Here is a 20122-nt window from a genome sequence, read left to right on the forward strand (position 1 = left end):
AAAAGACACGCTGAGTATACGCATACAGAATAATTTTTAATAGCATCTTCGGGTGGTAGGCCGGTCGGCCTAATTGTTCTTCTAATTTATTAAAGAGTGTTTGCGGCATGGCTTCGACTAAGGCATTAACCGCAAAAGCGACATCCGTTTCAGGAATAAACTGTTCCAACTCTAATGGTAAAATCGTTTGATTAATGGTATAATCTTTAAACATAAAAGCACGCTCCTTTTGATTGGGTTTGGTCACTTTAATCTTACACGGTTGCGTGCTTTTTGTGTACCCTAAAATCAAAAAAGTAGGACAATAATCAGATTTTCTTCTGACTATTGTCCCACTCACTCTTTTAAGCACTCTATGAATGATAGCTCTCTCATTCTTTTTTCAATAATTTCTAAGTACCCAGCTTCTCACTTTGATGCTGAAAACCACCTGTGTTAAAGTTAAACTATCATAATTTGTAAAGGACGAGCCGAATGGAACCAACCAATCATCGACGAGCAACTAGAAAGCAGCGGAGAAAGCTTGACGAAAAGGGAAGTTTGAGAAAAAAGCTTCCTGCTTTGTTTCTTCTGGCAACGACTGTCTGTGCTGCCTGTATGGGATATTATCTATCACAGATAAAAAAACAAACTACTAATGCTCCATCAAAACAGGCCCAACCTGCCCAAACACCAGAGCAATTGTTAATGGAAAAGATTGCCGCAGAACAGAAGCAGCTTGGAAATGTCGAAAATAGCAGAAAAAAACTAACTAGTCATATTCAACAGTTAATGTATCTTCCTGAAGTTTTTGATTCATCTGATTCTCAACAAGCACTCTCTGCTTTATTATCAGAAGCTGCTGAACAAATAGATAATTCGGTAGATACAAAGCTGGTTGGCTATCTAACTACAAGCAGCTCTTTTGGAAAAATTCTTGTTGCCACTCCAACAGTGACTACCTATCAGAGGAAGGGAGACATATGGACAAGCAGTTCTGTTCTTTCCGGGACAGCGGTCTACAAAAATAGGCTGACATTAAATACACCAACTTTGTCTGAGCTTTTTCAAAATCCAGATGATTTATCTGCTGTTCAGCTGGTTATCAAGCAAAAACTACTTGAAACTGTCTCAGATAGTTCGGAAATGATTGATCAAATTCTGAGCTTTCCACAGGTCTCAATAGAACAACAGCTTATTGCTTATTCTCCTCAGGAAATTACTATTTCTCTGCCTGAAAATAGTTTAGATGTGAGTGAACTGACAATTCCATTAGTCGAAATCCTGCCGTTTGTTGATTCAGATTTTGTCGATCCCAACATTATTCACGCCCAAGCTATTAAACCTTTGGAGCCGAATAAAAAATATATCGCTTTGACCTTTGATGATGGGCCAAATCCGATAACTACACCTCGGTTACTGGATATTCTAAAAGAAAAACAAGTAGTAGCTTCCTTCTTCTTACTGGGACAAAATGCTGCAAAGCAGCCGGATTTAGTTCACAGAATGAGTTTAGAAGGCCATGAGGTTGCCAGCCATTCCTATTCTCATCCTAAATTGACAGGATTAACTCCTGATGCTATTCGTGCTGAAATTTATGCTGCAGATGAAGCAATTTACGAAGCAACAGGGAAGCTTCCCCGAAGTTTCCGTCCGCCCTATGGCGCTGTAAATAAACAGGCTGCCGAAATTATCAATCGGCCAATCGTTCAATGGTCGGTCGATTCAGAGGATTGGAAAAGTAAAAATCAAGATAAAATCGTGAAGCGAATAAAGGAAACCAGCTTCGACCGTTCAATTATTCTTATGCACGATATCTATGAAGAAACTGTGGATGCTGTTCCTGAGGTCATTGATGAGCTGCGGGCAGAGGGCTATGAAATCATTCCTGTCAGCAGACTGTTGCCGCCGAAAAGACTTCCTGTTCATATGTATTTTGGCAATAAAGATGAAGCCGTTACTCAATAAACAACGGTTCAAAAGCCACATCTTAGCAAACAAACCGGACGATTTTGAAAATGGCTCCATGCATTTTCAAAATCGTCCGGTTTGTTTCTTAAAGCAAAACCTTTTTAGCTCTGCCTTTTTCTCTTACTTTATTGTTCTACAGAGTAGTTTGGTGCTTCTTTTGTAATTTGCACATCATGAGGGTGAGATTCTTTTAATCCGCTGCCGCTCATTTGAATAAATTGCGCTTCATCACGAAGCTGTTTCAGATTACCTGCACCTACGTAGCCCATACCGGATTTTAATCCGCCGATCATTTGGAAAATGATGTCTGCTACACTGCCTTTGTATGCTACACGGCCTTCGATTCCTTCCGGCACTAACTTGTTGGCTTCATTTACACCGCCTTGAAAATAGCGGTCGCTTGAGCCTTTTTCCATAGCCCCGAGAGAACCCATGCCGCGGTATGTTTTGAATCTGCGGCCTTGATAGATTTCAAATTCTCCAGGAGATTCATCTGTCCCGGCAAGCATGCTTCCTAACATTGCTGCATGTCCGCCCGCAGCCAATGCTTTCACGATATCTCCAGAATATTTGATTCCTCCATCAGCAATAATAGCTTTACCGTATTCACGTGCTACAGAAGCCGCATCATATATAGCAGTCAACTGAGGCACACCAACACCGGCCACTACACGAGTCGTACAAATTGAGCCAGGCCCAATTCCTACCTTCACGACATCAACACCTACATCATATAATGCTCTGGCGCCTTCGCCGGTAGCGATATTTCCAGCAATCAACGTTGCTTCCGGAAATGTATCGCGGATTTCTTTAATTTTACGGATAACCCCAGCACTATGTCCATGCGCCGTATCGATGACAATCGCATCCGCTCCAGCTTCAAGCAATGCTGCTGCACGTTCAAAGGTGTCGCTTGTTACACCCACTGCTGCAGCCACAAGCAAACGGCCATGTTCATCTTTTGCCGCATTTGGAAACTCAATAACTTTTTCGATATCTTTAATAGTGATTAATCCACTTAACCGGCCTGCTTCATCAACAATCGGCAGTTTTTCAATTTTATGCTGCTGCAAAATCTTTTCTGCATCTTTTAGAGAAGTACCAACTGGGGCTGTTACTAAATTATCTTTAGTCATGACCTCTTCAATCTTGATTTCGTAATCTGTCACAAAACGCATATCACGGTTTGTAATGATTCCGACCAGCTTACGGTTTTCCATCGTTTCAACAATCGGTACGCCGCTGATCCGATATTTGCTCATCAATGCTTCTGCTTCAGCAACCGGGCTTGATGGAGTTAAGAAAAACGGATCCAGAATAACGCCGCTTTCAGAACGCTTAACCTTACGAACCTCATCCGCCTGCTGTGCAACGCTCATGTTTTTATGAATGACACCTAATCCACCCTGACGCGCCATTGCAATCGCCATCTTACTATCTGTCACTGTATCCATGCTTGCACTGATTAAAGGAATATTCAACTTGATATTTTTTGCCAGCTGCACACTCATATCCACTTCATTTGGTAGTACATGACTTTCCGCCGGAATCAGTAAAACATCATCAAATGTAAGTCCTTTTTTCGCAAATTTCGTTTCCCAGTTAGACATTGCCTAGACCACTCCTCTATTTAATTTTATTTATGAAAATAACAGATTCCGGAAGAGAAGTCAACCCGATTTCCTCGTTTATGAAATATTTCAGCAAATTTTTCATAACATTAGTTATTTCTCATTTTCCTATTATCTGTTTGAAAGAAACAGATGCCTTGTATCCTACAAAATAAGTTTATTATTTCTAAAATGAAAAATAAAGCAAGAAGCATCTGACACGAACAATCGCGTATCAAATGCTTCCCGCTTTTTAAGCTATTTAGTAAAACATTAGTTTTAGCTTTATTTACATCAGCGTGCAAGACTGCTCTGCATATTGTATCTCTTTTTCAAGAAATGTCTTGCTACTAACACCAAGGCACCGATGATAATCATTACAGTAGGGTCCAACACAGGGTTGATTGCCCGCGGCAGCAAAGCTGAACCTGCGAAGGCCAAAATCCATAGGAACATCGCTCCTACCATAATCGCACCTGACTTCAGGAAGCCTGGACGCTGTGATTTATCTGCACCCGGCCGGTCATACTGATAAACATATTTGTACATTAGATAAAGAACATAGCCCCCGATTGTTGCTCCGGCGATCAATGTAATCAGTCCGAGCTGCTGTGTATTCTTTTTGAAAAACATACTGGTCAGCGACATCATAATTGCCAATGCTCCCATCAGAAGCATTGCGTTATCCAGCCACATCAAAAGCGGTGTAGCCTCACTTTTTTTCGCTGGTTTACTTAAGATAGACTCTGTTCGTTCAGATACAGTGCCGAAAAGCTGACGCGCAGTCTTCCCGCTTTTCTGTTCCTCTACCATCACCGGCAGAATTTCATGCAAAGCCAAAGTTTGTTCCTGTTCTGAAAGATTCGCCGCATTTAAGGATTTTTTCAAATCAAAGATATACTGTTCATTTCTCTTTGTTAATTTTTGCTCTAACTCTCGATTCTCAGCGACAATTGCCTGCAGTTTTTCTGGTTCCATTTTACTGTATCCCCCTAATCAGCTAACGCAAAACAAACTTTACCCATATAAACCCTATCAACTAGTCTTACTTACTCGTTAGGATTTATGTCTATGTGATATTTTATCATAAATTCGATAAAGAAAAACCGTTTTCTTACAACTATATAAATCCTGTAAAATTTTTTAACAACGAAAAGCTGCCAGTTCAACTCGTATAGGTATATCTAGTCGAGCGGTAAACACTATTTCCATAAGAAATCTCTGAAGAAACTAGGCTATTTCTTTTGAACCACCAGAACTCATTGCCTCAATAAAAGCTAGTTTGAGCCAACAAAGGAATTGACCTCTTATCCCAAACCTTTTATGGAAATTATATAGATAAAATTAGACATTGAAACGGAAAAGCATGACATCCCCATCTTGAACAACATATTCTTTTCCTTCTAAACGGACACGACCAGCTTCTTTAGCGGCCTGCATATTTCCATACTTGCTTAAATCCTCATAAGAAACAGTTTCTGCCCGAATAAAGCCTCGTTCAAAGTCTGTATGGATAATTCCTGCGGCCTGTGGAGCTTTGATTCCTTTACGGAATGTCCACGCACGCACTTCCTGCTCTCCAGCAGTAAAATAGGTAGCCAAGCCTAATAAGTCGTATGCTGCCCGAATCAGCTGATCCAAACCAGAAACTTCTATTCCCAAGGCTTCTAAAAACTCGGCTTTATCTTCATCGTCCAACTCGGCTATCTCTTCTTCTGCACGGGCACAAACGACAATTACCTCTGCATTTTCATTCGCTGCAAAATTACGAACCTGCTGGACATACTTGTTGCCTTCAGAGTCGGCCACTTCATCTTCTGCAACATTTGCTACATACAAAATGGGCTTAGTCGTCAATAGAAATAGACTGCGTACGATTTTTAGCTCTTCTTCATCAAAATCGATTGTTCTGGCAGATAGTCCTTCTTCTAAGACTGGTTTAATTTTATCTAGAACAGCCAACTCTGCAACTGCAGCTTTGTCTTTTGTTTTAGCGATTTTCGCGATACGGGCATGACGTTTACTGACAGAATCCAAATCAGCCAGCACTAGTTCAAGATTGATTGTATCAATGTCGGCTAACGGGTCTACGCGGCCTTCTACGTGAGTGATGTTCTCATCATCAAAACAGCGGACAACGTGACAAATTGCATCAACTTGACGAATGTGACTTAAAAACTGATTTCCCAGGCCTTCACCTTTACTGGCACCTTTTACGATTCCGGCGATATCGGTAAACTCGAATGTTGTAGGAACAGTTTTCTTTGGTTTGACTAACTCAGTCAGGCGCTGCAGACGATCATCAGGAACTTCTACCATTCCAACGTTAGGATCGATTGTTGCAAACGGATAGTTTGCCGCTTCTGCTCCCGCCTTTGTAATTGCGTTAAAAAGAGTAGATTTCCCTACATTGGGCAAACCTACGATACCAGCTGTTAATGCCATTTTCTCACTCATCCTTTATATCTATTCTTTACTGTACTTTAATTCTCGGTAATTGATACAAACAGCTGCAGCAATTACTTTTATTATACTACCTATGCTTTCTTTTCCAGCACTTTTTTCATTTTCTTTTCAAAATCCCGCCTGCTCATCATGACAATATGCTGGCAGTTCATACACTTGATTTTGATATCTGCACCCATTCGAATAATCTCCCAACGGTTCGTCTGACAGGCATGAGGTTTTTTCATCTCTACAATATCACCTAAATCATACATCTCATAATGCCCCTTTCCAACAGTTTGATTCTTAATAAGCATACAGAATTGTTCATTTCTTTTAAAAATAAAAAAAGCAGACATGCTTACAATACCATTTTTTCTTCTAAGTGGCAAAATCTATTTTCTTATTTTTGATAAAATTTTAAGCTGGCGGCTGCTAATAGTCCAATTGTTTCAAGCGTAAAAGAACGGTTTCCTGACTAATCTTTTTAATATAGTAGAGACGAATAATTCTACGGCTGATTTCCTTATCCACTTCGTCTCCTTTTTCGAACAGGTCAAACAAGCGGTTAAACAGAGGCTCCAGAACAGAAGATGAACCACCACTGCCTAGATCACCCCCTAATCTTTCTGTATCACTCAACTGGCTCTTTTTCAATGTAATAATTTCAACGGCCAATTCCCCGGTAACTAAAATTTCATCTGTTTGTTTCCTAAGTGCATTCAACAAAGTGGTCCGGTCACTAACTTCGATTCTCTGCGCCTCGTACTGTAATACACCTTCCTGCTGCAGTGTCTGTGCATAAGCATACAATGCTAGTGCATTCTCTAATGAGCCCTTACGAAAATCTGCCTGACCATTTCTAAGCTTACCAATCATTTGCCGGGAAAGTCCCGTAGCTAAAGATATTTTGTAACTGCTGACTGTTGATGTCAGCAGCTGTTCAATCAACTGCGTTTCCAGCTTCATAATCTCGCTCCTTTTCTTTTGTATCCATTATAACGTAAAATACAAATTACGTAAAATACATTTTACTATTTTGATTTTAAAAAAATAAGCCCCGACACGAATCACTCTGAAGCATCCACCCAAAAGTTAGATTTTAGTCTAAGCTTTGGGTTAGGAGCGCTTCACTTCGCACAGAGCCTTATTTTCAGCATAATTTTATTCTTCATCAAACTGGATGCTTAATATATCCAATATTCTAGCTAAATCAGACTGGGAAAGATACTCAATTTCAATCTTTCCTTTTCCTTCCTTTTCCTGAATGACAACTGTTGTGCCAAATTTATCCATTAAACGGTCTTCACTTTCCCGAATATAGTATGGCTTTTCCTTAACCGCTTTTTTCGCTTGCTTTGCAGATTTTTTTCCTTCATTTTCATTTAGGTCGTTAACCATCTGCTCCAGCTGACGTACAGTTAAGCCTTCTTTTACAGCACGGTTTGCCAATGCTAGAATTTGCTTCTTATCTTTCAGACCGAGTAGCGTGCGGGCCTGTCCCATAGACAATGTTTCCTGCTGTACCAATTCTTTTACAAGCCCCGGCAATGTCAAAAGTCTCAGATAGTTAGCAATGTACGGCCGGCTTTTACCTAAACGCTCAGCTACTTCTACTTGCGTTAGTTTCAGGTTTTTCATCAGCATGTCATACGCTTCTGCTTCTTCCAGCGGATTTAAATCTTCCCGCTGCAGATTTTCCAGAACTGCAATCTGCATCATCGCTTCTTCGTCAAATTCACGGACAATTGCTGGAATGGTTTCTTTTTCCGCTAACTTAGAGGCTCTAAAGCGGCGCTCGCCTGCAATAATCTCGTAGCCCTTGACTGTTGATTTACGAACGATGATTGGCTGAAACACACCCGATTGTTTAATCGAATCAGCGAGCTCGCTTAGCGAGCTTTCATCAAATGTCTTTCTCGGCTGATAAGGATTCGGCCGCAGATCATTTAGGGAAATTTCAACAACTTCTTCTTTCTTTACATCCACTTCTTCTAAGCTGGCAAAATCTTGAAACAATGCATCAATTCCTCGGCCCAGGCCTTTTCCTTTACTCATTATTATTCAACACTTCCTTTGCTAAAGATAAGTAAACTTCTGCTCCCCGCGACTTCGCATCATAGTCAATAATTGATAAACCGTGACTCGGCGCTTCTGATAAACGAACATTTCTGGGAATAATCGTGTCATATACTTTTTCACGGAAATATTTACGTACTTCTTCGACAACTTCTGCTCCCAGATTTGTCCGGGCATCATACATGGTTAATAGGACGCCTTCAATCTTCAGTTCCGGATTAAAATGCTTCTGAACCAAACGAATGGTATTCAACAGCTGACTCAAGCCTTCCAGTGCGTAATATTCACATTGAACAGGAATCAAAATAGCATCGCTGGATGTAAATGCATTAATCGTTAAGTGCCCCAATGACGGTGGACAATCAATTAAAATGTAATCATAGTCTGCTTTAATTTCCTCTAATGCCGTCTTCAGTCTGGATTCTCTAGCCATCATTGAAGTCAATTCTATCTCTGCACCAGCCAGCTGAATGGTCGCAGGAACAATATCCAAATTTTCTCTGGTTGTCTTCAAGATCACGTTGTTCAACGGCTCATCGTTTACCAACACGTCATAAATATCATGAGCAACATCTGGTTTTCTAACACCTAAACCACTAGTTGCATTTCCCTGTGCATCAATATCAACTAACAAAACCCTTTTTCCGTAGTAAGCAAGACAAGCACCCAGATTGACCGTAGTAGTTGTTTTCCCTACTCCTCCTTTTTGGTTCGCTACAGAAATAATTCGTACCATGTATTCTGTTCCTCCATCTTATTTGATTGGCTGTTTATTTGGTAATCCTGGTTTTCTAGGATATTTATTCGGCGTTTCCTTTTTCTTCTGAATAACGACAATATGACGTTCATCCTGAGTAACAGGCAATTCAAAAGAACGTTCTGCTTCGATTCGACCGCCTAAAAGAGCAATGGCTTTCTTCGCTTCCTGTACTTCCTCATCGCTTTTTGATGCCTTTAATGCTAGAAAATACCCGTCTTTTTTGACTAAGGGCAGACAAAGCTCAGCTAGAACATTTAAGCGAGCGACAGCACGAGCTGTTACGAAGTCAAACGACCCTCTAATTCCATTTAGTCTGCCAAAGGTCTCTGCACGGTCATGGTATAGAGACACGCCATCCAGTTCAAGCTCCTTTGTTAGATGCGTCAGAAATTTAATCCGTTTATTCAATGAATCGACAATTGTAACGTCTAAATCCGGAAAGACGATTTTCAAAGGAATACTTGGAAAACCCGCACCAGAACCAACATCGCAAATTTTTCTGCCAGACGAAAAGTCTTCGAAAAAAGCCAGCGAGACAGAGTCGTAAAAATGCTTCAAATACACTTCTTTTTCTTCTGTAATTGCCGTCAGATTCATCTTGCCGTTCCATTCGGTCAATAGCTGATGGTAACTGGCGAATTGAGCCATCTGTTTATCTGATAATACAATTCCTTTTTCTTCTAACAACTGTTTAAATTCTTCTGGTGTCATATTTTTCCTTCCTAGCGTGAAACACAAAAATGTTTCACAATTTTCTTTCTTTACTTTAACGTAAATAACTGTTTCATGCAATGGTTTTGACGACTTTTATCCCCATTCTTAATTTGCTCTGATAATGGATTAAAAACAAAGGAGGGTAGACTGGGATGAATAGAAAAATACCTTGTAAGTTACATGAAAATAATGATAGAATGAAATATATTATAAAAAGGGAGTTAAAAAAATTATGGCTAAAATCAATCAAAAGCCTGGACAGGTTTCTTTTTTCCAGGCAATCAAGGATTTCTTTGTGGGCTATGTGGACTTTAAAGGACGCACAACTCGCGCAGGTTATTGGTGGGTGACACTTATCTTATCTATTGGAGGGTTATTGGCAGGTTTTGCGATTATCGGAAAGGTTTTTTCACTAATATTCGAAATAGCAGATATGTATGATTATAATGGCTACATGTATGAAGATGAGGCCGGACGACTAGTTGCTCGTTTTCTAACAGACTATTTAGGACTTTTCATTTTATTGTTCATCATAAGCTTAGCACTATTTTTACCTTCACTTGCAATTGCAGTCAGAAGATATAGAGATGCTGGATTACGCGGAAGGGGTACTCTTACGCTATACATCACTTCAGTCGTGATTGGTCTTCTTGGTGTTGGTAATTATTCTGCTTTCTTGGCATTGATTTCTTCAGCAATTTCAATCTTCTTCTTTGTATTAACACTGCTGCCGACTGATTCTCTGGTCGTAACGAGTCAAAATAGTGTAATGCTGTTCTTCTTCCGAACAAAGAACGAAGAGCCCAAAGAAGATGAATGGCTGGATTATTAACAGAAACAATTAGTTATCGGTTAATCCCTATTCTATAAAGCTCTAGTTTTTTTAGAGCTTATCCATTGAAACAAATATACCTGAAGGAAGACGGCGCAGCCATTTTTCTTCAGGTATATTTTATTGTTTATTATCAATGAATCGTGTATGGACTGATATCAGCTGCTATTAGCTTTTCAGCGTCATATCAACATGGGGGATATCGTCTTCCAAATAAACCTCTGAGCAAACCTCAAAACCAAAGTTTTGGTAAAACCCAATAGCGTATTCCTGTGCCCCAAGAGAAACTGATTTCTGCGGAAATAATTGTTGAACTTCCTTTAGGGCCTCGGTCATCAGCTTTTCACCGTATCCCTGGCCTCGATATTTTTTCGGTGTCAGCACTCTGCCGATTTGAATCCCTTCGGCAGTTTCAATGATTCGAGCATAACCAGCTATTTCTCCCGCCTGTTCCAACCAAATATGCCATGCCTCAGCATCCAGCTCGTCGACTTCCTGATATGGGCACTGCTGCTCCACTACGAATACTGCGATTCGGGCAGCCATAATCTCCAGCAATTCCGTTGTTGTTAATGCTTCAAGCTGTTTTATTTTATACGCCATTTTCCTTCCTCCATCTATAAGTTATTTATTATTCCACATTAAACTTCTCTATCCTGCGCTGATTACAGTCTATCTCATATAAATAGGGAATACTGTACACATAGACAATATCATAACGTAGCTTCTCCTGTACGGATGATAAATGCTTCAGTAAGCTAACAATATAGGATTCATCCTCCCAAAAAACGAAAATGAATAGATTGTTTTCCGTGTATAAGGTGTAGTTGCCATTCTGAAGCTTTTTCAATTTATTGTCGTAGGCTTCGGTTAAATTGAATAGGCTACCCCAATTTGCTAAGGAAATGCCTACCATTTTTTTTGATCCATCTGGAAGCTGCAGCTTCATTCGCAGAACATCTGTGCCATATTCTGCTTTTAATCTAATTAGCAGATCCTGTTCGCTTTCATCTGCAGAATAGCTCTTACCTAATGCATGAAGGACGCCTTCCTTTAACGACTGTGTTACCTCCACGCCAATGCTTTGAGAAGGATTTTGAATGTCAGGCTTATCCAGAACAAGCGCCTGCTCATATTTTTCAGGAAAAACTGCTTGTAAAATCTCTAATGCTCTTCGTTCATCCGGACGTTCCATGTTACTTAATTCCCCCTCCATTTATTTCTTATTATATACCATATCAGCGGTTACTAGGTAGAAGCTTCTGCAATAAAACTACGGTCTTCTTATAAAAAAAATCAAAAGTCTCTTGAAAAAAATCATACTGTGTTATACACTGTACTGTGTGAGGTGCATTATGAATATAGATGATTGGAAATCTCAGGTCAAAAGAGGAACTTTAGAGCTTTGTATACTTTCGCTGCTTTCAAAAAAAGATTTTTACGGCTACGAACTAATTGAAGTTCTCGGGAGCTGGAGTATCGTTTCTGCTAATGAGAATACGATGTATCCTTTACTGCGACGACTTACAAAAGAAGGCTATTTAGAAAGCTATTGGCAGGAAAATAATGATTTACCAAAAAGAAAATATTACCATATTACTGATTTGGGGATTCGTTATTTAACCGAAATGACCGTTTTATGGAAAACCCTAACAAAATCAGTCAACGATATTCAGAACTATAAGGAGGAATTTTAATGAATGAAAAAGCGACCCATTATCTTCAGCAGCTAAACCGATATCTCGGTCGGCTGCAGGATCAAGAGAGAGTGGATATACTAGAAGAAGTGGAAAGTCATATTTTTGAATCTGCTAACAATGGTACTGATATTGATGCTATCCTAGAGACCTTAGGAAACCCTAAAGAGCTAGCCAGCTCATATATCAATGAATCTGTATTAAAAAATGGCTCCTTTAATTTGAATAACCTGATGAAGCTGGTAAAATTCTATTTTATTACTGGATTTTCCGGCATGTTTATCATCCCTTGTATTGCGATTACCTCAGCTGTTTTTTATCTTTGCTCCTTCGTTTTGCCATTAGCTGTAGTCATCAAAATAGTCGCACAATTTTTCGGCTACTCGCTGCCAATCGCTGTTTTAAATTTCGGCTTCTGGCAGGCGCCAGACTTTATCGCTTTGCCAATCTGCCTTATCGTAAGCGTGCTGCTGTATATTAGCAGCAAAAAAATGTGGCAATGGCTAAAAGACTATCTCTTTTCTGTTTCAGCAGCACACCGCAAAATTAAAAATCTGAGCTAACGCTAAAAAAACGCATTGAAATCCATGGATTTCAATGCGCTTTTTAATTTGCTTAACAGAGCTTGACGTAGGACCTTTATCGTAACATTAAGCATATAGAATGAAACTAATATTCGGACAATGATTGATGGTTACCTTCTGTAGGTCTGACTTGATTATTTATAAAAAGTGAGTGAGACACAACTCGTTGAGTCATATCCCACTCACATGGAATCCGTATAAACGGTGGGCGCAGTAGCACATACCAGCATTTAACTGCGACGAGTAATCGCAGTAATTAAACACTTCTGTCCCATCCTATTTATTTTTAACGGTTTTTGGTTTCAAATAATGGGCTGACAGGTTTATTTTCATGGATACGTTTAATTGCATCCCCAATCAGTTCCCCTACACTGACTTCATCAATTTTATCGATTTTGCGGTCCTCTGACAAATAGATGGAGTCTGTTACTACTAATCGTTTAATTGCAGATTCTTCAATACGCTCTAACGCTGGTCCAGACAAAACAGGGTGTGTACACGATGCATACACTTCCTTCGCTCCGGCTTCCTGCAACGCATTAGCTGCTAGGGAAATTGTCCCCGCTGTATCAATCATATCATCAATCAAAACACAGATTTTTCCTTCTACTTGACCGATAATATTCATCACTTCAGCTACATTGGCTTTAGGACGGCGTTTGTCTATGATGGCGATTGGCGATTTCAAGTACTCTGCCAATTTACGGGCCCGAGTTACCCCACCGTGGTCTGGGGAAACTACTACTACATCATCCCCTTTGATTCCTTTTTCCATAAAGTAATCAGCAATCAATGGCGCACCCATCAAATGATCCACTGGGATATCAAAGAATCCCTGAATCTGTACTGCATGTAAATCTAATGTCAACATTCTTGTGACCCCTGCTTTTTCGAGCATGTTTGCAACCAGCTTCGCAGTAATCGGCTCCCGAGCACGTGCTTTACGGTCTTGACGGGCATACCCATAATAAGGCATCACTACATTAATTGTTTTAGCACTTGCGCGTTTCAGTGCATCTACCATAATAAGTAGCTCCATCAGGTTATCATTAACCGGGCTGCTTGTTGATTGAATCAGGTACACGTGAGATCCACGGATACTCTCTTCAATATTGATTTGAATTTCTCCGTCACTGAACTGACTGACAGATGACTTTCCTAATTCCACACCTACTGCTTTCGCAATTTTCTCCGCCAACGGACGATTTGAATTAAGAGCAAAAATTTTCAATCTTGGATCAAAATAATGTTTTGACATTTGGACCTCCACTTTCTATTACTAAACAATAGTTTCCTTTTAAATAGTAGTCACTTTTCGCAAATAAATCAAGTAGTTTTCCTATAGTAATAGTAAATTATCATGAATATTCCGTCTTTAAACCGTTTTACCTATTTCTATAAAACTTTCACAAACCTTCCCACCGATTTTCTCACCGTTCAGTTTGGCTTCGCTGTTATGAAAAACGCTGAATCCAAGAGTGAAAACGCTTGCTTATTCTATATTTTACGCCTGACAATTTCTGTTGTACACTCTTCCGCTTTTAAACCCTTAGACATTCTTCAAAATCCGTCTAAAAGGCAGAGGGTATCGTTTGATATATATGCAGCATGTTACGATAATGGAAACAGAAAGAAATAGGAAAGGATGATCTGTAGGTATCGAAGTAATGGGAATTATGAAGCTTTCGCCCGCCCCAAAAAACCAGAAGGTAATGGGAAGAAGCTCAAAGATATTCCAGTACCTTGGCTAGTTAAAATTTGGGGAAAGAAAGGTCTTGAAAAAGCTCAAGGTACCATGATTATTGAGCTTCTTGAAGAGGCTGGCTTGATTTAGAACAGCTAAAAGAGAGCTAAGTTAGAGGGAAAATCTAACTTAACTCTCTTTTGATTAAACTATAAATTAATTTGTAGGCTATCTCTAAATGTTCTTTGGCATTTTCCGTCGAAAATAAAGTAACTTATCTTTCTGCCGTTATTCGATACTTACAATAAATAACATAGGCTAACAGCACAACTGAAAAACCTAGATAAACATTAAAACCCTCACTCTGTTCGCCAGTTTTTGGAAGCTCCTTTCCACTAGGTTTCGTTCCGTCATCGGTTGGCTTAGGATCAACAATTGTAACTGTTATCTGATGATACGTAAGAATGTCTGGTATTGCCAGCTCTGTTCCTTCGGGCAACGTATTCGCAAGAGCAGCTAAGGTTTTTTCAGAAGGCATATGTGCCACCAGCAGATTAACTTTTCCTGATTTTAAAGCCTTCCAGTTTCCGTTTTCATCTACTGAGATAAACTCATTACTTTTTTCCAGATAAAAGGTACCATCATTATTGGCAATCCCTTCAATCGGATTTGCATTTAGCTTACCTGTCTCGCCAACCACTGCTTCAATCGCTGTTACATCAAACCCTGTAAAGATATCGATAATTCGAGCTTGATTTTCTGTCACATTAACTTTGATGACTTGGGTAATTGCCCGGGTTACGAGCTCCTTATCTGGATGTTTTTCTTTAATCGCCTTTATAGTGTCCTCAGATAACTCAAAATTCAACACAAATTCGGTAGTTCCTGGTGCAAGAGCCACCCATTTTCCATCTGTTCCTATTTTGATAATTTTTTCATCATACCCTGAAGCTTCAAATGTACCTGTAACTTCATCTATTCCAGCAATTGATTCTACAAGAATTTGGCCAGAAGCATTCACTTTTGCATCAATTTCCGCGATATTAAACGACGGTGTAACATCTAGCGTATCTGACGCATTAATTTGTACATCAATCGTCCTTACAATTGCTTTTTCAATTAATTTTTTCCCGGGATATTTTTCCTGAATTTTCTGTAGCGTTTCTTTAGATAAAGTAAAACTTAGTGAAAAGCTTGTACGTCCAACTCCTAGTGCAGTCCAGGTACCATCATCAGCAATCTGAATAATTGATTCATCATGTCCTATCGCCTTGAATGTACCAGAGATATTGGTTATCCCAGCTATTGGTTTCACAGATAATTTCCCATTAGTATTAATAATCGTATCAATTTTCTCTAAATCAAATTCGGGTGTAATATCAATAAACTCTTCTTCAGGCAACACAGTTACTTTAATTGTCTGGGCAGTGTCGCTCAAAATAATTTTCTTATCCGGATAATTCTTTTGAATTTCTGCCATATCCTTTTCTGAAAACTCAAAATGAATAGTTAATTCCGTTTCTCCAACTTGACGAGCTGTCCATTTTCCTTGCTCGTCAACTGTTAAAAGAGACGAATTATCAACAACTACACGTAAATGCTCGACTAAATTAATATTTTTTCCTAAATCCATAGACTGTAATTGTAATTGTCCGGTAGCTCCGACAGTTACTAAGAGTTCTTTTTCAACAACACTTGGCAGTATATCTAAGGTCTCTTCATCAGTCACTTTATTATAAAAAGACACTTCCTCCTTCAGTGAGGAATCACTCTCTCTTCCTTCAATTTTATTACTACTCATCGCCCAAAAACAACTAACAACCGCGAGACTAGTAATTAGCCCATACTTTATTTTTTTCATTCTATCCCCTCCCTAAAATTATTCTAGCATATAATTCTTTTGTTTCGAGTCCTTCTTTTAATTAAATTTAAGAAAAAGATCAAAATTCTATTCAGAAAACGTTATATTTTTGCTAGAATAAGCCTGTAGTGTAAAAATAACAAACTAGGCAAAGGAGCGTCAGTTTTGTGAAAAAGACAGGGAATGCATTATTTAAACACAGCTTGCAACTATTAACTATGTCCGCTTTATTCATTGGTGGCAGTACCGCTTCAAGCGTAACTGCTGAAAGTGTCGATGCTACAGCAGCGGAGAACCAGCGAATAACTATTTTGGGGACTTCTGATGTACATGGACAGTTATGGAACTGGTCTTACGAAGATGACAAGGCAACCCCAGTTGGTTTGTCTCAGGTAAGTACGGTTGTGAAAAATGTTCGGGCGGAAAATCCGAATGGGACAGTCTTGATTGATAATGGGGATATCGTTCAAGGAACAATCATGACAGATGATTTGTACAATAGAGAGCCGCTGCTTAGTCAGCCTCACCCCATGATTAGAGCAATGAATGAGATTCAATATGATGCGATGGTTTTGGGCAATCATGAATTCAATTTCGGTTTGGAGTTAGTTCAAAAAATCAAAGGGGAAGCCAATTTTCCGATTCTCTCAGCGAATACTTATGTAAAAGAGAGCAACAGCCGTTATGTAGGCGGAACCACATTGAAAGAGCTTGATTTAGATGGTGATTCAAAAACTGATGTAACCGTCGGGATTATCGGGCTGACTACGCCTCATATTCCTAAATGGGATGGTGCCAAGGTAGCAGACCTATATTTCAATCCACTAAAAGAAGAAGCTGAAAAAGCTGTTGCTGAATTGGAAGGCAAAGCAGATATTATTGTTGCTTCAATTCACGCTGGAAGAGAAGACAGTGATCCTGCTGCTAGTGCGGATCAGGTAATCAACAATGTTGAAGGCATCGATGCCTTCATCTTAGGTCATGATCATCGGTCATTTTCGGAGCAAATCCAAAGTCCGAGCGGAACTTCTCCAGTGGGAGCGCCTAAAGATACTGGAATTGAGATGGTTCGAATCGATCTTGATATCGAAAAAAGCAATGGAAAATGGCAGGTCAAAAATGATACAGTTGAAATTGTTAATACTAAGTTGGTGGAAGCTGATGAGGAGCTAAAAGCAGTCACAGAAGACTACCATAATACCACACGGCAATTCATTTCAGAAACTATCGGAACGGCCACAGAAGATTTTCTTCCTAAAGAAGAGGTAACTGGCATTCCAGAGGCACAGCTGCAGCCAACTGCAATGATTTCTCTCATCAATAATGTTCAGCGAAAGTTTACAGGTGCTCAACTGGCAGCTTCTGCCTTGTTTAAAGCAGACAGCAAACTGGATAAAGGAAATGTTTCCTATTCCAATATTTTTGATATTTATAAATATCCGAATACCCTAGTTAGTGTTAATATTACTGGTGAAAATCTATTGAAATACATGGAGAACCAAGCTAACTATTACAACTCGCCTCAGCCTGATGATTTAACTATCAGCTTCAATGAAGAAATTCGTGTTTATAATTATGATATTTTTTCTGGTATTGATTATAAAATAGATATTTCCAAACCAGAAGGGCAGCGGATTATCAATCCTACAATTGATGATCAACCAGTTGACTTAGCTGCAACTTATACAATTGCTATGAATAACTACCGTTATGAAGGATTGCTGGCACAGGGAATTGTCACAGAAGAGCCACTTGTATCTACAGACCCGGATACTTTGAGAGGCTTTATTGCTCAATATATCAAAGATAAGGGTACAATTGATCCGGAAGTAGAAATCGAAAGAAACTGGGAAGTCATCGGCTACAGCTTCAATGAGAACTGGCGTGATTTAGCTATCGAACTAGTTAATAGTGGGGTTCTAAAAACAACACCATCAGAGGACGGTAGGACTCCTAATGTTAAACCTATTACCAAGCAGGACGTTTTAGATGCTGGCTTCAAACCAACTACTATGACGATTATGCATACAAATGATGTGCATGGCCGCATGGAAGGAAACGGTAAAGATGTGCTAGGAATGGCTAAACTGAAAACACTAAAAGACATGAAAACTCCTGATCTGTTGATTGATGTGGGCGATGCATTCCAAGGACTGCCCATCTCTAATTTTTCTCAGGGGATGGACATGGTTGAAATCATGAATACTGTTGGCTATGATGCTATGGCCGTTGGAAATCATGAATTCGATTTTGGTTTAGATACTGCACTTCAATACAAAGAAAAATTAAACTTCCCGCTGCTTTCCAATAACACATATAAAGACGGAAAGCTGGTGTTCGAACCTTATACAATCATCGAAAAAGATGAAAAAAATTATGCGGTTATTGGTGTGACAACACCGGAAACAGCTACGAAGACACACCCGAATAATGTTGTTGGCGTAACTTTCGCTGATCCGATTACGGAGACAAAAAAAGTTATCGACACTTTAAGCCAGTCAGAAACATCAATCGATGCCTTCATTATTGCCGGACACTTAGGTATTGATGAAACGACACCAAAGGAATGGCGGGGAGATACGCTAGCTGAAGAATTAAGTAAAGCATATCCGAAGCTAAATCTGGTCGTACTTGACGGTCATTCACATACAGCTGTAAAAGGCGGCATGAAATTTGGAAATGTTTTATACACACAAACTGGAAATTATCTGAACAATGTTGGTCTGGCTAAAATTGATTTGCAAAAACTTGATAGTAAATCAGCGAACTTGCTTTCAGCTGAAAGTTTAGCTGAACTTGATGAGAATGCAGAAGTCAAAAAATTAGTGGATGAAGCGAAAAGCCGGTTTGAAGAATGGGGTTCAGAGATTGTCATCGAAAACAACCCGTACCTCTTTAATGGTGAACGCGATAATGTGCGGACCAGAGAAACAAATCTTGGAAATATGATCGGTGATGCGATGCTGGCCTATGGACAAAACGGATTCAGCACACCAACTGATTTTGCTGTGACAAATGGCGGCGGTATTCGGGCTAATATCGAACCGGGAGCTGTTACACTCGGCGATGTAATTGCTGTACTGCCTTTTGGTAATAGTATTTCTCAGATTAAAGTGACTGGCGCCCAAGTCAAAGAGATGTTCGAAATGTCGTTGCGTTCAGCTGCTCAAAAAGATGAAGCTGGAAACCTTATCCTAGATGACTATAAGCAGCCTAAACTAGGAGCAAATGGCGGATTCCTACATGTATCCAGCACAATTCGCGTCTATTATGACTCAACGAAAAAAGGAACACTTCTACCAAATGACGAAGGAAATGATACTGAAAAAGCTATTGTAGGTGAACGAGTACTTCAGATTGATGTACAAAATCGAGAGACTGGTGAATTTGCGCCAATTTCAGATGAAACAGTTTATAATATGGCTACGAATGACTTTTTAGCCGCTGGCGGTGATGGCTATGATATGCTTGGCGGAGAAAGAGAAGAGGGACCTTCACTTGATACTGTTCTAATTGACTACCTGAAGCAAGGAGCTGCACTTCGCGTGCTTGATGCTAAAACAACGATCGATTTAGCACAATACAAGGAACAGTTCCCAGGAAAACGAATCGTTTCTATTGCTGAAGCTGATTTCAACAAAAAAACTGATGAAAATGGTAATAAAGACCCTGATAAAAATTCCGACAAAGAAAACAATACGGACAACGATAAAACAAAAGACTCAACTACCGGAAAGAATACAGGTTCAGAAACTTATCCAAAAACTGGTGAAAAGATTGCTTCCTATATGAGTATAGGTCTGCTTATGACTGGGGCAGCCGGAGGCTTTTATCTTTATAATAGACGAAAATCAGCTTAAAGCAGCAACTAATTAAAAACTGATTTTCTGGCAAATTGCGTTGCTA

Annotated in this window: 18 protein-coding genes and 1 pseudogene; 6 read left to right on the plus strand and 13 right to left on the minus strand. The window is 39.5% G+C overall.

Going from position 1 to position 20122, the window contains the following annotated elements; all coding sequences use genetic code 11:
- Positions 1-214, minus strand: a pseudogene (locus ACPWSO_RS10170) (IS5/IS1182 family transposase); the annotation flags it as partial.
- 260 nt (positions 215-474) lie between these two features.
- On the opposite strand from ACPWSO_RS10170, the gene ACPWSO_RS10175 reads away from it, so the two are divergent.
- Positions 475-1947 carry a polysaccharide deacetylase family protein gene (locus tag ACPWSO_RS10175; RefSeq protein WP_426083023.1) on the plus strand — a complete coding sequence of 491 codons (1473 nt, stop codon included), beginning with the start codon at positions 475-477 and terminating at the stop codon, positions 1945-1947.
- Positions 1948-2075: 128 nt separating this feature from the next.
- On the opposite strand, the gene guaB is transcribed toward ACPWSO_RS10175, so the two are convergent.
- From guaB to rsmG, 8 genes are all read right to left on the minus strand, one after another.
- On the minus strand, positions 2076-3560 hold the full coding sequence (guaB, locus tag ACPWSO_RS10180; protein WP_426083025.1) for an IMP dehydrogenase: 1485 nt from the start codon (positions 3558-3560) through the stop codon (positions 2076-2078).
- A 294-nt stretch (positions 3561-3854) separates the two neighbouring features.
- Positions 3855-4538 carry a DUF1129 domain-containing protein gene (locus ACPWSO_RS10185; protein WP_426083027.1) on the minus strand — a complete coding sequence of 228 codons (684 nt, stop codon included), beginning with the start codon at positions 4536-4538 and terminating at the stop codon, positions 3855-3857.
- Positions 4539-4904: 366 nt separating this feature from the next.
- Entirely contained in the window at positions 4905-6005 is a 1101-nt protein-coding gene (gene ychF, locus ACPWSO_RS10190; protein ID WP_426083029.1) for a redox-regulated ATPase YchF, read from the minus strand.
- A 92-nt stretch (positions 6006-6097) separates the two neighbouring features.
- Positions 6098-6280, minus strand: a complete 183-nt coding sequence (locus tag ACPWSO_RS10195) for a DUF951 domain-containing protein (protein WP_426083250.1) — start codon at positions 6278-6280, stop codon at positions 6098-6100.
- Positions 6281-6440: 160 nt separating this feature from the next.
- Positions 6441-6974, minus strand: coding sequence for a hypothetical protein (locus ACPWSO_RS10200; protein ID WP_426083031.1), 534 nt, complete (start codon positions 6972-6974; stop codon positions 6441-6443).
- A gap of 195 nt (positions 6975-7169) precedes the next feature.
- Positions 7170-8063 (minus strand): ParB/RepB/Spo0J family partition protein, encoded by an 894-nt coding sequence (locus ACPWSO_RS10205; RefSeq protein ID WP_426083032.1) that lies wholly within the window; start codon positions 8061-8063, stop codon positions 7170-7172.
- A complete protein-coding gene (locus ACPWSO_RS10210) occupies positions 8056-8820 on the minus strand; it encodes a ParA family protein (protein ID WP_426083034.1) in 765 nt (254 codons plus the stop codon). Before ACPWSO_RS10210 ends, ACPWSO_RS10205 begins: the two co-directional genes overlap by 8 nt.
- An 18-nt stretch (positions 8821-8838) precedes the next feature.
- Complete coding sequence (gene rsmG, locus ACPWSO_RS10215; protein ID WP_426083035.1) at positions 8839-9555, minus strand: 16S rRNA (guanine(527)-N(7))-methyltransferase RsmG; 717 nt, start codon at positions 9553-9555, stop codon at positions 8839-8841.
- A gap of 235 nt (positions 9556-9790) precedes the next feature.
- Between rsmG and ACPWSO_RS10220 the strand changes: the two genes are divergently transcribed.
- Positions 9791-10390, plus strand: coding sequence for a DUF805 domain-containing protein (locus ACPWSO_RS10220; protein ID WP_426083036.1), 600 nt, complete (start codon positions 9791-9793; stop codon positions 10388-10390).
- A 168-nt stretch (positions 10391-10558) separates the two neighbouring features.
- On the opposite strand, the gene ACPWSO_RS10225 is transcribed toward ACPWSO_RS10220, so the two are convergent.
- Complete coding sequence (locus ACPWSO_RS10225) at positions 10559-10993, minus strand: GNAT family N-acetyltransferase (RefSeq protein WP_426083038.1); 435 nt, start codon at positions 10991-10993, stop codon at positions 10559-10561.
- A 28-nt stretch (positions 10994-11021) separates the two neighbouring features.
- A complete protein-coding gene (locus ACPWSO_RS10230; RefSeq protein ID WP_426083040.1) occupies positions 11022-11585 on the minus strand; it encodes a hypothetical protein in 564 nt (187 codons plus the stop codon).
- A gap of 160 nt (positions 11586-11745) precedes the next feature.
- Between ACPWSO_RS10230 and ACPWSO_RS10235 the strand changes: the two genes are divergently transcribed.
- On the plus strand, positions 11746-12087 hold the full coding sequence (locus tag ACPWSO_RS10235; protein ID WP_426083042.1) for a PadR family transcriptional regulator: 342 nt from the start codon (positions 11746-11748) through the stop codon (positions 12085-12087).
- Positions 12087-12650, plus strand: coding sequence for a DUF1700 domain-containing protein (locus ACPWSO_RS10240; RefSeq protein ID WP_426083044.1), 564 nt, complete (start codon positions 12087-12089; stop codon positions 12648-12650). Before ACPWSO_RS10235 ends, ACPWSO_RS10240 begins: the two co-directional genes overlap by 1 nt.
- A 307-nt stretch (positions 12651-12957) precedes the next feature.
- Here the strand turns inward: ACPWSO_RS10240 and ACPWSO_RS10245 are convergent, their stop codons facing one another.
- Positions 12958-13929 (minus strand): ribose-phosphate diphosphokinase, encoded by a 972-nt coding sequence (locus ACPWSO_RS10245; protein ID WP_426083046.1) that lies wholly within the window; start codon positions 13927-13929, stop codon positions 12958-12960.
- Positions 13930-14316: 387 nt separating this feature from the next.
- Between ACPWSO_RS10245 and ACPWSO_RS10250 the strand changes: the two genes are divergently transcribed.
- On the plus strand, positions 14317-14505 hold the full coding sequence (locus ACPWSO_RS10250) for a hypothetical protein (protein ID WP_426083047.1): 189 nt from the start codon (positions 14317-14319) through the stop codon (positions 14503-14505).
- A 124-nt stretch (positions 14506-14629) separates the two neighbouring features.
- On the opposite strand, the gene ACPWSO_RS10255 is transcribed toward ACPWSO_RS10250, so the two are convergent.
- Positions 14630-16216, minus strand: coding sequence for an LPXTG cell wall anchor domain-containing protein (locus ACPWSO_RS10255; RefSeq protein ID WP_426083048.1), 1587 nt, complete (start codon positions 16214-16216; stop codon positions 14630-14632).
- 218 nt (positions 16217-16434) lie between these two features.
- Here ACPWSO_RS10255 and ACPWSO_RS10260 point away from each other — a divergent pair, with 218 nt between their 5' ends.
- Complete coding sequence (locus ACPWSO_RS10260) at positions 16435-20076, plus strand: 5'-nucleotidase C-terminal domain-containing protein (protein WP_426083252.1); 3642 nt, start codon at positions 16435-16437, stop codon at positions 20074-20076.
- Positions 20077-20122 lie beyond the last annotated feature (46 nt).

This window comes from Enterococcus sp. LJL51 (genome assembly GCF_049894025.1).
In the GTDB taxonomy this organism is placed as follows: Bacteria; Bacillota; Bacilli; order Lactobacillales; family Enterococcaceae; genus Enterococcus_L.